This window comes from Maribacter sp. TH_r10, assembly GCF_033101095.1.
Lineage (GTDB): Bacteria > Bacteroidota > Bacteroidia > Flavobacteriales > Flavobacteriaceae > Maribacter_A > Maribacter_A luteus.
In genome coordinates this window covers 320,481-335,513 of the sequence record NZ_JAWMPY010000002.1, presented here as the reverse complement: position 1 = coordinate 335,513, position 15,033 = coordinate 320,481, and the positions used below count along the sequence as shown (strand labels likewise).

General features: G+C 39.1%; 14 protein-coding genes. 2 read left to right on the top strand and 12 right to left on the bottom strand.

All coding sequences use genetic code 11. The features are described from left to right. Window positions 1-71: 71 nt before the first annotated feature. The 4 genes from R3X28_RS06775 to rpsF form a co-directional block, all read right to left on the bottom strand. Entirely contained in the window at window positions 72-3,269 is a 3,198-nt protein-coding gene (locus R3X28_RS06775) for a TonB-dependent receptor domain-containing protein (RefSeq protein ID WP_317663505.1), read from the bottom strand. A gap of 90 nt (window positions 3,270-3,359) precedes the next feature. Beyond that, complete coding sequence (rplI, locus tag R3X28_RS06770; RefSeq protein WP_282055145.1) at window positions 3,360-3,809, bottom strand: 50S ribosomal protein L9; 450 nt, start codon at window positions 3,807-3,809, stop codon at window positions 3,360-3,362. 12 nt (window positions 3,810-3,821) lie between these two features. Then, window positions 3,822-4,118, bottom strand: coding sequence for a 30S ribosomal protein S18 (rpsR, locus tag R3X28_RS06765; protein WP_013307341.1), 297 nt, complete (start codon window positions 4,116-4,118; stop codon window positions 3,822-3,824). 5 nt (window positions 4,119-4,123) lie between these two features. Next, window positions 4,124-4,462: a 30S ribosomal protein S6 gene (gene rpsF, locus R3X28_RS06760; RefSeq protein ID WP_282055146.1), complete on the bottom strand. Its 339-nt coding sequence runs from the start codon at window positions 4,460-4,462 to the stop codon at window positions 4,124-4,126. 233 nt (window positions 4,463-4,695) lie between these two features. On the opposite strand from rpsF, the gene R3X28_RS06755 reads away from it, so the two are divergent. Continuing rightward, window positions 4,696-5,388 carry a LytR/AlgR family response regulator transcription factor gene (locus tag R3X28_RS06755; RefSeq protein ID WP_109650312.1) on the top strand — a complete coding sequence of 231 codons (693 nt, stop codon included), beginning with the start codon at window positions 4,696-4,698 and terminating at the stop codon, window positions 5,386-5,388. A 17-nt stretch (window positions 5,389-5,405) separates the two neighbouring features. Here the strand turns inward: R3X28_RS06755 and priA are convergent, their stop codons facing one another. Genes priA through nadC form a run of 4 tightly spaced genes read right to left on the bottom strand, consistent with a single transcriptional unit; the run spans window position 5,406 to window position 10,137 of the window. Next, on the bottom strand, window positions 5,406-7,862 hold the full coding sequence (gene priA, locus R3X28_RS06750; protein ID WP_317663500.1) for a primosomal protein N': 2,457 nt from the start codon (window positions 7,860-7,862) through the stop codon (window positions 5,406-5,408). Window positions 7,863-7,874: 12 nt separating this feature from the next. Then, window positions 7,875-8,315 carry a DUF2147 domain-containing protein gene (locus R3X28_RS06745; protein ID WP_154369500.1) on the bottom strand — a complete coding sequence of 147 codons (441 nt, stop codon included), beginning with the start codon at window positions 8,313-8,315 and terminating at the stop codon, window positions 7,875-7,877. Beyond that, window positions 8,299-9,279 (bottom strand): YihY/virulence factor BrkB family protein, encoded by a 981-nt coding sequence (locus R3X28_RS06740; RefSeq protein ID WP_282055148.1) that lies wholly within the window; start codon window positions 9,277-9,279, stop codon window positions 8,299-8,301. The genes R3X28_RS06745 and R3X28_RS06740 overlap by 17 nt, the downstream gene beginning before the upstream one ends. After that, entirely contained in the window at window positions 9,280-10,137 is an 858-nt protein-coding gene (nadC, locus tag R3X28_RS06735; RefSeq protein ID WP_317663498.1) for a carboxylating nicotinate-nucleotide diphosphorylase, read from the bottom strand. It abuts the gene before it with no gap. An 82-nt stretch (window positions 10,138-10,219) separates the two neighbouring features. On the opposite strand from nadC, the gene rlmH reads away from it, so the two are divergent. Beyond that, a complete protein-coding gene (gene rlmH / locus R3X28_RS06730) occupies window positions 10,220-10,693 on the top strand; it encodes a 23S rRNA (pseudouridine(1915)-N(3))-methyltransferase RlmH (protein WP_317663496.1) in 474 nt (157 codons plus the stop codon). A 57-nt stretch (window positions 10,694-10,750) separates the two neighbouring features. Here rlmH and serA read toward each other — a convergent pair whose 3' ends face one another. The 4 genes from serA to R3X28_RS06710 form a co-directional block, all read right to left on the bottom strand. Next, the gene (serA, locus tag R3X28_RS06725) at window positions 10,751-12,634 is read right to left on the bottom strand and encodes a phosphoglycerate dehydrogenase (RefSeq protein ID WP_411556597.1); all 1,884 of its coding nucleotides are present in this window, start codon (window positions 12,632-12,634) and stop codon (window positions 10,751-10,753) included. Between the two features lie 223 nt (window positions 12,635-12,857). Continuing rightward, window positions 12,858-13,643 (bottom strand): alpha/beta hydrolase, encoded by a 786-nt coding sequence (locus R3X28_RS06720; protein ID WP_317663494.1) that lies wholly within the window; start codon window positions 13,641-13,643, stop codon window positions 12,858-12,860. A gap of 38 nt (window positions 13,644-13,681) precedes the next feature. Further along, complete coding sequence (locus tag R3X28_RS06715) at window positions 13,682-14,383, bottom strand: DUF3307 domain-containing protein (protein ID WP_317663492.1); 702 nt, start codon at window positions 14,381-14,383, stop codon at window positions 13,682-13,684. Further along, entirely contained in the window at window positions 14,383-14,994 is a 612-nt protein-coding gene (locus tag R3X28_RS06710) for a SatD family protein (RefSeq protein ID WP_317663490.1), read from the bottom strand. Before R3X28_RS06710 ends, R3X28_RS06715 begins: the two co-directional genes overlap by 1 nt. Window positions 14,995-15,033 lie beyond the last annotated feature (39 nt).

Genomic DNA, 15,033 nt, shown 5'->3' with positions numbered 1-15,033 from the left:
TTACAATCATTCCGTAAAACAAAAAGCCCTGACGAAATCATCAGGGCTTTTAATATCATTATCGAGTCGAATTAAAAAATGTAGCGAAGACCCAACTGCCCTTGCCATCTGGACAAAAGGCTTGCATCATATCCAAAAGTCTCTGTCAATTCCGGATTAAAGGTATAAGTAGGAACACTTGTGTTCGGATCTACTGAAACACTCAAAGGATTAAGATTATTGGGCTGTTGAATTACACCCCAATCAGAATTCAATAAGTTTCCGAAATTCAAAATATCAAAACTCAACTGAATCGTATGTGTTTTACCACTGGAAACTTTGAAATTATAGTCTTGGAGAATCTTAATATCCCATTTTCCCCTCCATGGGGCCAAAGCACCATAACGTTCCATATATTCCCCTCTATGATCATTTAAATAATCATCTTGTTGAATATACGATTCAAAAGCTGCTGCCTGTCCTGCACCGGTAAATTGCATTTGCTGCACCTCGGAAGCCGTAGGAATGTATACAAGGTCGTTGTTTTGGAAAGAACTATCGTTATTTATGTTACCAGCGTATGTATAATTAAATCTACCTCCTTGGGCATATTCAAAGAAGGTTGAAATGGTAGTTGACCATTTTTCATCCGTACCATACTTGAATTGTTTTGAACCTACACCGATAAAACGATGGGTATCCCCATATTTAGAGTACCCTAACACATCTGCGTTTGCATCACCTAAATTAGGGTTAAAATCAAAAGCATCCCCTGTAATTTCAGCTTCAATAGAGTTTACATCCTTGGCATTTAAATAACTATAAGCCAACATGGTGTAAATTCCATTATCGAATGTTTTTTGGCCTTTTAGGGATAGGTTCCATATACGCCCTTTATCAGAATTGGTAAACACATAAGCACTTGTTGGCCCGCCAAAAGCATTGGTAGAGACATCACTACCCAAATATATTGGTCTGTTATCTCCAGGAGCATTCAAAGTACCTGAAGGATCACTATACGCCCAGTTTTGAACGTGGGGAGCATTTAAATCCTTTGTGTATGAAACATCAGCGGTTAAGACAAGTCCGTTATCAAAAGCTTTATCCGCACCTAGGTTGGTCCTCCAAACTTGTGGCCATTTGAAATCAGGATCAACAGCTTGGTAGAAGAAGAAATCAACACCTTGTACTTGGTTACCCAACCACACAAAAGGCAATCTTCCTGTAAACAATCCTGTACCCCCTCGAAGTTGTAAGGTATTATCACCTTTTACATCCCAATTAAATCCTACCCTTGGGGATATCATCCAATCATTACTTGGCAATTGCTCAGAATCGATAGTGGTAGCTTCTCCTGTGTTTGGGTTATAATAAACGTTATCTGGTTGATAATTTGCTGATTTTCTTTCGATATTTTCAGCAATTTTATCCTTAGTATCAAAGTACAAGGGCTTATCAAAACGAATTCCGTAGGTCAACTTAAAATCATCAGTGGCCGTCCACTCGTCCTGAAGGTAAAAAGATAGCTGACCAACATTGGTTTCAGCTAAGGTCCATCCACCATCAGCTCCATCTTCTAATTGATTATTATTGGCATATGTTGCTTCAGCACCTTGAATCAATCCATCGATCAATCCTCCTGGCTGAGCAAATGATAAGAATTCAGAAACAGAATTAAAATTTCTATCATCGCCAAAATCATTCGGAGTACCATTAACATCAAAACCAAAAGTTCCTCCATAAAAGCCTAAGTTAAATGAATTGTCGAATTGGAATTTTTCAAAAGCAAAACCAACAGTATACGTATGATTACCTTTGAAAATATTCATATTATTTGTAATCTGAAACACTTTTTGATCCAATCTATTGTGAATGGAAAATGGTTCATGACCTGCAACAATATAGTTAGAACCTGCACCATCTTGAATAATGATACTAGGGGCCGGTGTTGAAAGTGGATCCCTAAAGTCATCGAAATGGGAATATCCTACCTGCAATTTATTGGTTACTTCGTCTGACAAGGTGGAGTTCAACTCCAATTGTACGGAGTTTAATTTATTGTTGATCTCATAACCTGATTTTTCGAACTGCAAGGTTGTAAAACTAGGGCCTCTAACCCCTATTGCCGTAGGGTGCGCAGGTTTTTCCTTGGAAGCATTCAGGAAGTTATAAATAACCGCCAATCGGTTTTTGTCATTGATATTCCAATCCAATTTAAAAATACCTTTGGTAGATTCCGAGCCATAGGTAAACCCTTCATAGGCACCGGTATCATAACCTAGTCCTCCCAAGGCGGATTGTACGGCAATCAAATCACTTTCCAATACCCTTGATTCATTTATGGCACCCGAACCCGTATTGGGTATCCAACCGTTTGTACCCAAATCATCACGTTCTTCTTTCTCGAAGTTGGCAAAAAAGAACAATTTATCCTTTACGATAGGACCTCCGATACTAAAACCATATTGACTCTGATTCAAATCCGGTTTCGTAACGTCCTCACCCTTAATTTTACCGCCGGTAAGACCTTCATTTCTGGTAAAACCATAAACGGTTCCGTGAAATTCGTTGGTTCCGCTCTTAGTTACCGCATTTACGGTTGCACCTGTAAATCCGGATTGCGTAACATCGTAAGGTGCTGTTGACACTTGGATTTGATCAATGGCATCCAATGAAATGGGCTGCGAATCCGTTTGTCCACCAGGAGTTGGGGAATCCAATCCGAAGGGGTTGTTGAAAATGGCCCCGTCCAAAGAAAAGTTGTTGAACTGGTCATTACGACCGCCAAAAGAGTTACCACTTGCCGTGGGCTCCAATCTTGTGAAATCTTGGGCTGAACGTGAAATTGTGGGTAAACGGGTCAATTCCCTTCTACCTACACTTGTTTCTGCTCCGGTACGACCGTCTCCGAACGTTCCCGACTGATCTGAGACCACGATTACTTCGTCTAGCGCCTGACTATCGGTAACCATCGTAGCATCCAAATCAAAAGTTTGTCCTAAGGTTAAAAACACATTGTTTTTTTCCTGGGTCTTGAAGCCGATATAAGAAACAGAAACTGTATAAGGCCCACCGACCCTAAGGTTCAATAGGTTGTAACGCCCATCTTCGTTGGTAATAGCACCGTAGGTAGTACCTGTAGGTGTATGTACAGCAACAATATTAGCACCTAATAAAGGTAGGTTTTGATCGTCGATCACTTTTCCCCGAATATTAGAGGTTGTGACCTGTGCCATTGCCGCAAAACTAGCGAACAACAACACAAAACTGAGTTGTAGTTTTTTACGCATATACTTGGTTTGAGTTAGTTAGCGGCAAAAATAGGGCAAAAAAAAAGAGCTATGCGGACATAGCTCTCAAAAGTTATTAACGTAAAAGTCTTACTTATCAGCAACAACTTCAAATGGGAAATCTACTATAACATCCCTGTGAAGTCTAATTTGTGCGTTTGCTGTTCCAGTCCTTTTAACGGTACCTCCTTGAATATTGATAAACTTCTTATCAACCTCATGACCTTCTTTTTCAAGGGCAGCTGCTAAATCGATAGAAGTTACCGAACCAAAAAGTTTGTCTCCGGCACCAGCCTTTGCTTTTATCTTGAGTTCCAAAGATTTTAAAGCCTCAGCCACTTTGTTCGCAGCGTCAACGATTTTCTTTTCTTTATGGGCTCTTTGTTTCAAATTCTCTGCCAATACCTTTTTCGCAGAAGGAGTTGCCAATGTGGCCAAACCTTGAGGTATTAGAAAATTTCTTCCGTAACCGTTCTTAACACTTACCAAATCGTCTTTAAAACCTAAGTTTTGTACGTCTTCCTTTAATATAAGTTCCATGGTTCGTTTCTTTTATTTTAATAAATCACCAACATAGGGCATAAGTGCCAAATGACGCGCTCTTTTTACTGCCTGTGCCACTTTTCTCTGATATTTCAAAGAAGTACCGGTTAATCTTCTTGGAAGAAGCTTTCCTTGTTCGTTTACCAATTTCATCAAGAAATCAGCATCTTTATAGTCAATGTACTTAATACCTGACTTCTTGAAACGACAATACTTCTTTTTTGTGTTGGTTTCAATATTCAATGGGGTCAAATACCTGATTTCCCCATCTTTCTTTCCTTTTGCCTGTTGTTCTATAGATGCCATAGTACTTACGCTTTAGATTTTAATCTTGTTCTTCTTTTCTCAGCCCATGCAATGGCATGTTTGTCTAACTTCACAGTCAAGAAGCGCATTACACGCTCATCTCTCCTGAATTCTTGCTCGTAAGGTGCAATCACCTCTCCTGGAGCAGTGAATTCGAATAAATGGTAAAAACCACTTTTCTTGTTCTGGATCGGATAGGCCAATTTCTTAAGCCCCCAATTTTCTTTTGATACCATTTTGGCACCATTCTTAATTAAGAAATCCTCGAATTTCTTAACTGTTTCCTCTATCTGAACATCTGATAGAACGGGATTTAAAATGAAAACAGTTTCGTAATTGTTCATAAATATATTTGTTTTAAGGAGCGCAAAAGTAAGAATATTTTGAAGTTATCACAAGAAAACGAAAAAATCTTCGTTATAGAAAGGATAATCATAAAAATTGAACTTAACCAAATCTAATGAAATGGTCATTGCAAATTACACAGTATTTAATACATTGTTTACAACTTTTATTGCAGTTCAGCGTGTAATTTCGGTAATTTGTCGATGATTTAACCCCACAAATCAACCCATTTATGAAATTAAGAAGTATTATTGTTGATGATTCATCAATGCAGCGTATGGCAGTCGCGAAATTGGTCAACAACCATCCGAACCTTGCGATGGTTGCTGAATATAGCAATGCCATTGAGGCGAAGAATGGTATCAAGAACCATGAGATCGATTTAATTTTTCTTGATGTTGAGATGCCTATCATTAATGGATTCGACCTACTCGAATCCCTTGAAAACAGTCCTCAGGTAATCTTAATCACCGGAAAACCGGATTATGCCCTTAAAGCATTTGACTACGATGTAACAGACTATTTGCACAAACCCATTACCATGGCCCGTTTTGATGCATCTGTTAAAAGAGCCGTAGCAAAATACGAACAAATGAACAGGGTACTGGAAGATGAAGAACATATCTTCGTAAAAAGTAACCTTAAGAAAAGAAAAGTTATCCTTAACGATATCAAGTGGATAGAAGCCTTGGGCGACTACATAAAATTAGTTACGGATGAGGCGAATATCGTAATTTTATCAACAATGAAATCTTTTGAAAAGCAATTGCCTGAAGAAAAATTTCTTAGAATTCACAAATCATACATTGTGAACCTTGAAAAAGTTGAGAAATTCAATAGCAAGAATGTTGAAGTAAGCGGAAGGTCTATACCTTTGAGTAGAAATAAAAAGGCCGAATTGGCCGAGGCGCTAAGTAACGTTTAAACTTTACATAGTAATTTCTAAATGTGGTCTACATTGTAGATTACACGTACACTTCTGAACTGCGAAACAGCATTAAAGGAATTTTCTATTCTTTTAATGCTGTTTTTTGTTTGCGGTAAAGATTGCTTTAAAGAAACCTTTATGATCACATTTTTTATATATTGATTACGTATTCTTGCCACAGGAGGATATTCCGGACCTAATATTCCAGACTTGAAAACATTCCTTAAGCCTTTTGCAAACCATTCGGCCGCATCATTCAATGTGTTATAGTTTTTATGCTTGAATGTAATCTTGATAATCCTGTTTACAGGCGGATATAAAAATTGCTCCCGCTCATATAACTGTTCTTTGAACATTCCCAAATAATCATTGGTTGAAACCTGTTTTAGTATCTGATGGTAAGGATTATAACTTTGAATGATGACCTTACCGCGTTTTTTGGTCCGCCCTGCCCTACCCGCAACTTGGGTCAATAACTGAAAACTACGTTCATGCGCCCTATAATCGGGAAAATTTAACAAGGAATCCGCATTCATAATACCTACAAGATTCACATTCCTAAAGTCAAGTCCCTTGGTCAACATCTGCGTTCCTACAAGTACATCCAACTCTTGTTGCTCAAATGCGGTTATGATCTTTTCATACCCATATTTCCCCCTTGTCGTATCTAGATCCATTCTCCCCACATTTGCCTTAGGAAATAAATCTTTAAACTCTTGTTCTACCTGCTCGGTCCCAAATCCCTTAGTATCCAATGTTGGACTACCGCAGGCTTCACAGTTCTCTAGTAAGGCAATATGATGCCCACAATAATGACAACGCAATTGTTTTCTATGTTGATGATAGGTTAAACTAACATCACAGTTAGGACATTGGGGTGAATGCCCACAGGTAGTACACTCCACTATAGGGGCGAAACCCCTTCGATTCTGAAAAAGAATCACCTGTTCACCATTGTCCAAGGTTTCTGTTATCTCTTCCAATAACCGTTCAGAAAAATGACCTTTCATTCTCCTTTTTCGTGTTTGGTCCTTTAAATCGACTAATTCAATGTCGGGCATTACCACATTGCCAAAACGACGATCAATACTGGCATACCCATATTTCCCCGTTTGGGAATTATAATAACTTTCCAAACTTGGAGTTGCCGAACCCAATACCGTATTTGCATTGTGCAATTTGGATAAAACAATGGCCGCATCCCTTGCATGGTACCTTGGTGCAGGGTCAAATTGTTTAAATGAACCTTCATGCTCCTCATCTATAATAATCAATCCTAAATCTGAATACGGCAAGAACAGGGAAGAACGGGCGCCGATGACAATTTGGGCCTTCGATTTTTGGGCCAAAACATTATTCCATACCTCCACTCTTTCATGTATACTGTATTTGGAATGATACACGGATATCTTCTCTCCAAAATAATCTTGTAATCGCGAGATCAATTGTGTGGTCAATGCGATTTCCGGTAATAGGTACAAAGCCTGCTTACCACTATTTATACATTCTTCGATAAGCTTTACATATACCTCGGTCTTACCGGAAGAAGTAACACCGTGCAGTAGGGCAACCTTATTGTCATCAAAGCTTTTTTGTATATCGACCAAAGCCTTTTGTTGATACTCGTTTAGGGTCTTTAGATCAAAATCCTCATTTTCACCCTCGTAGTTTACCCTATCGATCCTTATGAGATATTCCTCTAGAATTCCCTTATCTACCAAAGCCTTGATTACCGCTTTTGAGCTACCACTGCTCTGTTCCAAGTCGGTGATCTTTATAGGCTTCTTATCCTTTACTTCCAATTGGAAAAGGGCCAAAACCACCTGACTCTGTTTCGGGGCCCTGGTCAAAGATTCCAATAATTCCTCTAACTTTTCTTCCGACCGGTATGCCGAACCTAATTTTACATACCTGACCAATTTCGGTTTATATTGCTCGTATATTTCATCTTTTAAAAGAATGACCTGCTTTTCGATCAAACTATTCAATATAGGCAGCACATTTTTCCGGTCGATAATGGCACTGACCTCATCTACCCGCAACATGGATTGATGCTGTAAAGCCTCATAAACCAAGAATTCATCGTCTTTTAGTCCATTCTCATCAACTACTCCCCTTTCATTCCTTAATATTAAAGTTTCACTCTCCAATAAAAAAGCACTTGGCATTGCACTTCTGAACACCTCGCCAATGGTACACATATAGTAATCGGCGATCCACCTCCAATGCCCCAATTGTACAGGGTTGACCACAGGAGCATCGTCCAATATCTTATGGATTTCCTTGGCCTCGTACACCTCTGGAGGATTCGTATGGGTTTCATAGACCAATGCCGTATATATTTTTGATTTACCAAAAGGCACCGCCACCCTCATTCCAGGTTCTATATGCTGAAATTCAGTTTCGGAAATACTGTAAGTGAAGAGTTTTTCGAGCGGAATCGGCAATATTACATTGATGAAATGTTGCATACTTCACAACTTTTAGCTTTCAACACGCAACCAGGTCTGCGTTCTATAAATAAATGCCAGATATCCCCTGACCTTTAATTCATTCTCGTTATGGGGGTTCAACCATATTTTACACCTAAAAGTCATGGCTTGTTGTGGATCGAAGAGTTTTTTACCTTTCCATTCGCCATTATGATGTTCTTTAGCTTCCTCAATGATCATCATACCTAAAATAGGCCGATCTTTTAATTCACCTTCACATTTGGAACAAACGGCATCTTCTTTACCTTCTTCCACAATCTTGACTACCTTGCCATACATGAGGCCGTCTTTCTTATAAATATCAATTATGGCCTTAGGCTTTCCCGTACGGTCATCAATGGTCTTCCACTTACCGAATATACTTTGTGATTTAGCGGTAAATGAGAACATGACCAATATTCCCAATAGTAACAGCCTACTTCTTTTCGTCATCTTTATTGATATTTTTTCGCAATGAGTTAAGGGATGCGTTCAATTCGAACCCGAGCAGCAATATATTGGAATTTAACCAAATGAACACCATAAGTATCAATAATCCTCCCAAAGCCCCGTATAATTCGTTATAACGGGCGAATTTTTCAACATACACCCCAAAAAGATAGGATGTCAACACAAAAAGTATGGTGGTCATTAACGCGCCTACTGAAAAGAATTTGGCCTGTTTTCCCTCGGCAGTACCGAAATAATACAATATGGCAGTCGTGAAATACGACAATATCATAAAAAAGAGGATTTTACCGACTTGGGCGCCTACAATATCATTGTCACTAAGGTCATACCCCCTGGTCTTGGCTGCCCATTCACTCAAATAATCCAAAATATAAAATTCAAAATACACATAAATGGCCGCTCCCAAAATAAGGAGGATCGAAAGAATAAGTCCGACCATAAGTGCATAGGCATATTGTCGGATAAAATTTCGGGTCAGTTTTACGTGATATGAATTTTCAAATCCCCCGAAAATAGCATTCACGCCATTTGCCATAAGAAATATGGAAATAAAAAATGCAGAGGACAAGACCCCACCACTCCTTTGGTCTTTTATCTGCTGATAAATATCCCCAAAATATTCACTGGTCGCGGACGGTAAAAAAGATTCCAAGAACAACAAAAACTGGGCATCGAAATTCTCATTGCCAACGCTCGCATAAGGAATAATGAAAGGCACCAGGGTAACCAAAAATATCAACAGGGGAAACAAAGCCATAAACAGACTAAAGGCAATGGAACTCGCCCTAGAGGATAATGCACCTTGCAAAATACCCAAGACGTACATCTCTATTAGATCATAAAGGGAAAGGCCTTCAAAAGCAGGTAGTTTCACCTTTTTCAAAAGCAGGACGAACCAATTGATTATAGGTATTTTATCAAGTTTTTCCTCAATCTCTACAGACATTTATACCGCTTTAAGGCTTAGGTCCATATTATACACTGAATGCGTTAAGGCCCCTGAAGAAATATAATCTACCCCACACTCGGCATATTCCTTGATTGTTTTTTCATTGATCCCGCCAGAAGATTCCGTTTGGCATTGTTCACCAATCATCTTCACCGCCTTTCTCGTATCTGCATAATTGAAATTATCGATCAGTATGCGATGAACGCCTTTCGTTCTCAGAATTTCTTCTATCTCTGCTAAATTTCTAGCCTCGACGATAATTTTCAAATCGCGTTGGGTTTCCTTTAAATATTCCTGTGTTTTTTTAATCGCTTTTGTAATTCCTCCGGAAAAATCAATATGGTTATCCTTTAGCATGATCATATCATAAAGGGCGAACCTATGGTTTTCCCCCCCACCTATTTTCACGGCCCATTTTTCAAGTGCCCTAATCCCCGGTGTGGTTTTCCTAGTATCCAGGATTTTTGTTCCGGTGCCCGCCAATAATTCAACATAGGAATTGGTCTTGGTCGCAATGGCACTCATACGCTGCATAGCATTCAGCACCAAACGTTCTGCCTTTAAAATACTTTGTGATGCCCCTGATACGTAAAAAGCGATATCCCCATATTTTACCTTAGAACCGTCTTCGATAAGAGTTTCTACTTGCATATCCTTGTCTATATATGCAAATACCTGCTTGGCAAATTCAATTCCTGCGATTATCCCTTCATCTTTTACCAAAAGTTTGGCTTTACCCCTAGCAGTTGCCGGAATGCATGCCAATGAACTATGGTCCCCATCACCAACATCCTCTCGAATGGCATTGGAAATTATCAAATCTATCTCTTGTTGAAACTGTGCTTGTGAAATCATGGAAAATAATCGTTTGTGCTAAATTACTAAAAACAATATCCAATATGGAAATCCTATAACTTGAAAGTTTTAAATTTGGCATATGACAATCAAACTAATTGCCATTGGCAAAACCGATAATACTTCACTACAGCATCTTATTTCGGATTATGAAAAGAGGCTAGGTCATTACATTAAATTTGAGTTGGAAATTATTCCGGACATTAAAAATGTAAAAAACCTTTCTGAAGTACAACAGAAAGAAAAGGAAGGTGAACTGATCTTGAAAAAACTGAACAATACAGATGTTCTGGTACTTTTGGATGAGAACGGAAAACAATATGATTCCGTTTCATTCTCCAATTACCTCCAGAAAAAAATGAATTCAGGTATTAAACAATTGGTATTGACCATTGGCGGACCCTATGGGTTCAGTGATACCGTTTACGCAAAAGCCCAAGGGAAAATAAGTCTTTCAAAGATGACGTTTTCGCATCAAATGGTGCGCTTGTTCATAGTAGAACAATTATATCGCGCATTTACCATTTTGAAAAACGAACCGTACCATCACAGGTAAAACCCTAGAAACATTGTGAAAATACCTTTGAGAAAAGCTTAAGCCCTTACCTAGGGCTTAATAAAGCACCCTGAATTTAATGGTATTCTCTATCTTACGCAATGCCTTGATAACCTCTTTATTGTACTCTTTATCCAAATCGGTTATTACATAACCCAACTCCGAATCGGTAGACAAATATTGACCGTTGATGTTCAATTCATATTTCGCCAACACCTTATTGATTTTGGCCATTATACCCGGAACATTCTTGTGAATATGCAAGAAACGATGGGCATTGGTTTGTTTAGGCAATCTAATATTCGGGAAGTTCACTGCATCTACGGTATTCCCGGAATTGATATATTCCATGATCTTATTAGGCACGAAATCCGCGATATTACGTTGGGCTTCCTCTGTACTACCACCAACATGCGGTGTTAATATGACATTATCCAAACCTTGTAACTCAGTATGAAATTCCCCATTGGCCCGTGGTTCTTTAGGATAAACGTCAACCGCAGCACCGCCAAGTTTACCGCTTTTCAATGCTTCTGCCAATGCTTCGATATCAACAACAAAACCTCTGGATAGGTTGACCAACATTGCTCCGTTTTTCATTTGATTCAGCTCGCGCTCCCCAATGAAATTCTTATTTGCCTTATTATCATCGATATGCAAGGAAACGACATCAGAAATATTCAATAAATTTTCCAAGGTTTCGCATTTAACGGCATTACCAATGGCAAGTTTGTCATCTATATCATAATAATAAACCCGCATACCTATAGCCTCAGCCAATACCGATAATTGCTTTCCTATGTTACCGTAACCAACAATGCCTAGGTTTTTGCCCCTTACCTCTTTTGAATTAGCGGCCGTTTTGTTCCATTGTCCGCCGTGTATTTCGGTACTTCTTGGAAAAACGTACCTCATGAGCATAATGATCTCACCAATGGCCAATTCAACTACTGAGCGCGTATTGCTATATGGAGCATTGAAAACAACGACCCCTCTCGATTTACAATAATCAAGATCGATCTGGGTAGTACCTATACAAAAGGCACCGACTACGAGTAACTTATCCGCGGCATCCAACACTTTTTGGGTCACTTGTGTCTTGGAACGAATACCCAACACATGCACCCCTTTAATACGTTCTATCAACTCCTCTTCTGACAAACTACTTTTTACCAACTCTACCGAAAAACCATCTTCAGATAGGTTATGGAAAGCTGCCGGGTGCACATTCTCCAACAAAAGTATCTTAATCCTGTTTTTCGGGTAAGAAATATTACGCGGTAAGTCATTCACAAAAAGAAATTCATCTAAATTAGGCGCAACATGGTCCGCATGCTCAGCAGCCTTTTGTCTATGCACGTTTTCCGTATAAGCAAAAAACTTATCGGCTATTCCCGCCTCACGCATTACATAATCGCTATACCCGTCTCCGATTACTTGTACTTCCCCCTCTAAATGAAGGTTTTTAAGACATTCTATCTTACCATTATGGGTTGCCAACACGTTTTTCTCATCAAATCCTATGATATTCCCTTCCTCATCAAATTCGAAAGTATTTGCATATACCCTATCGGAAGGAATGTTGTACTCTTTGACTATGGGATCGATAAATTCTTTGAAACCGCAGGAAATCACATAAATATCATCTGAGAACTTCTCAAAAAATTCCTTGTTGGATTCTATGGACTTTGAAATCTTTTGACGCAGCTCCTGAACCAATCCTTCCAAATCGTCTTTATGGGCCTCAAGGAGTTTAATTCGTCGTTCCAAAGATTCCGTAAACGAAATATCACCGTCTATCCCCAAATTGGTGATTCGCTGTATTTCATCTATTATTTCTTCCCTGTTGGATTTTCCTTGCAAGGTCATCTCCGCCAAAACATCCAAGGCCTCAACCCGGGTTAAGGTACTGTCAAAATCAAAAACGTAGTTACGTGCCACTTTGGTTATCTTCTTTAGATTATTGTGTGCTGTTTTTGGGTCTCGTTAATCATGGAGCTATCCCGATCTTCTTCTTAAAATCAAGCGATAAAAGTAAAAATTAATTCTGAAGCGTTCAGCGGAATCTTATCAAAAGTTATCCCTATAACCAAAAGCTTTTATTTTGATAAATAAACTTGATAAATACGTTAATATCGACAAACCTTTTTTTCTCTTTGGCCCTTTAATCCAGAAAATCGATTATAGCTTTGGAAAAACCCTTGGTCTTATACGTTCCGTTATGGTCGCCTTCCACTATTTGAAGTTCTGCCCTAGGTAATGCCCTTTGTAGTTTTTCCGGATTGCCGTTGTCGGCATCCTGATCACCTGTAATTATCAATATTCTTTTTCGTATGGCCCCCAATTCCCGTAGTGAGGTCACCGGTTGGTGTTTTTGCTGTAAGTGCAGCGAAAGTAAATCGGCATGTATTGATCGTGCATAATCAACAGCTCCTTGTGTTATCTCATTGGTTTCCCCTGCGAAAGCTTTGGCGAACATTCTTCGCCGATCCCAATCTGGGTTAGTGAAATCAACACCCATTCCGCCTAAAACGGCTTTCTTAATCCGTTTGTCCATGGTCAATAATTTCGCAAGGACTATACTCCCTCTTGAGTATCCTATCGCTTTATAGCGCTTTATCTTCAAATGATCCATGAGCAAGATCAAATCCTTTATTTCGGCACCATTCGCATAAGCCCTTTCACCCTTTGGTTTGTCAGAATCGCCATTACCCCGTAAATCGGGAATAATGACCCTATATCCTTTAGCTAAAAGATCTTTCTTCAATGCAGTATTTTCCCATGATTTTCTTGTATTGATAAAACCATGGACCAGCAAGATCGGTTTACCCTCACCCTCATCAGTATACACTATCTTGGAACCATCGAAAGAATTGAATTGAGAGGTTTGTGCACTTAGGTCAAGGCCCAAGCACAATAGAAAAAAGAAAACCATTCGTATTGCAACCATACCTTTACTTTTTAAACAGCTATCCCGAAAAACCTATTTTATTGATGAAATCCAACGTATATGATACCTGCAATGATCGCCATTCCGAAGCTGAGCAATGTCCCTATCAATATATATTCGGTTAGCTTACGGTTGTTGCTTTCCTTTAGGTCATTGAACCTGAATACGGATTTTGCGGTAATCAACAAACCGATAGCTTCCCACCGTCCCAAAATGATAAAAGTAAGCACGAACAGTCTTTCGATAATACCTATATACTTTCCTGCATTGGGCAAAGACTTATGATCTACCTCTATCCTATTTGACATTCCTTCTAACACTATCCCCATTATGATTGCGGTAGGATAACTTACAAAAACCACAGCGGTCACCAGAGGCCAATCTATTAAGCTTGTCAAACTTAAGGTGTGTTCATACAGGTTTTCATAATAAACACAGGCATATAAGACCAGTACATGCAACAACTGATCTACAAAAAACGGAATGGTCTTGTTCTTGAATTTTGGATTTGCATATAACTTGCCCAAATCCAAAAAGTAATGTGATACTGTAATGACCAATATGGTCTTCCAATAACTAAAATCCCACAACAACAAAAACATTAACCCCGCATGAAGAAATACATGTAAGTAAAGATATTTTGATTTGACCTTATTTGCTTCCTTATGAACGACCCAACGCTTCGGTTGCAACAAAAAATCACCTATTAAATGGGCCAATAAAAGTTTCGTAAAGAGCATTATTCCTGAATTGAATTAATAGTAGATTTATAATATGCCAGTAACTCCTGAACCAGATCCAAACGGGCCCTCTTTGTTCTTTGGCTTACCGCCGATTGTTTAATATGTAATTGCTCGGCCAAATTTTGCTGTGATTTTTCGGGGTTACCCAACACCAGATATACCATTTCCGCTGATACCGTACTCCAATCATCCATAAAATCAGAAGCGAGTTTCAACATTAAGTTAAGCGTTCTGTTGTACTCACTATCGGCCGTGGCAATCATTAAATTCACTTTATTTTCCTTTAAGGCCTCCAAGGTAATCCCTGACCGCTGGTAGGCCGTACCATTGGATTCACTTACACCGGCCCCGACAAAGGATTCAGTCCCCACTCCTATCCCCACGCGAATGTCGAGCCCTTTTATCGTTTTCATCAAGGCTTTGATCCGTATGGCCGCGAATAACGCCTCATCTATCGGCAGACGTAATTGAATTTCATCGCCCCGGTATATTTCCCAAGTTTTTGGCGTACCTCCCCATTGGGACAAACATGTTTTAAGCCGCCCCATCCATTCCGTTGTATCATAACCTCTGGAATTTACGATGTCACCTGTAATAATTGCTATCATATTAATAACTTAAAAAGCTAATATACTTTAATTATAAGC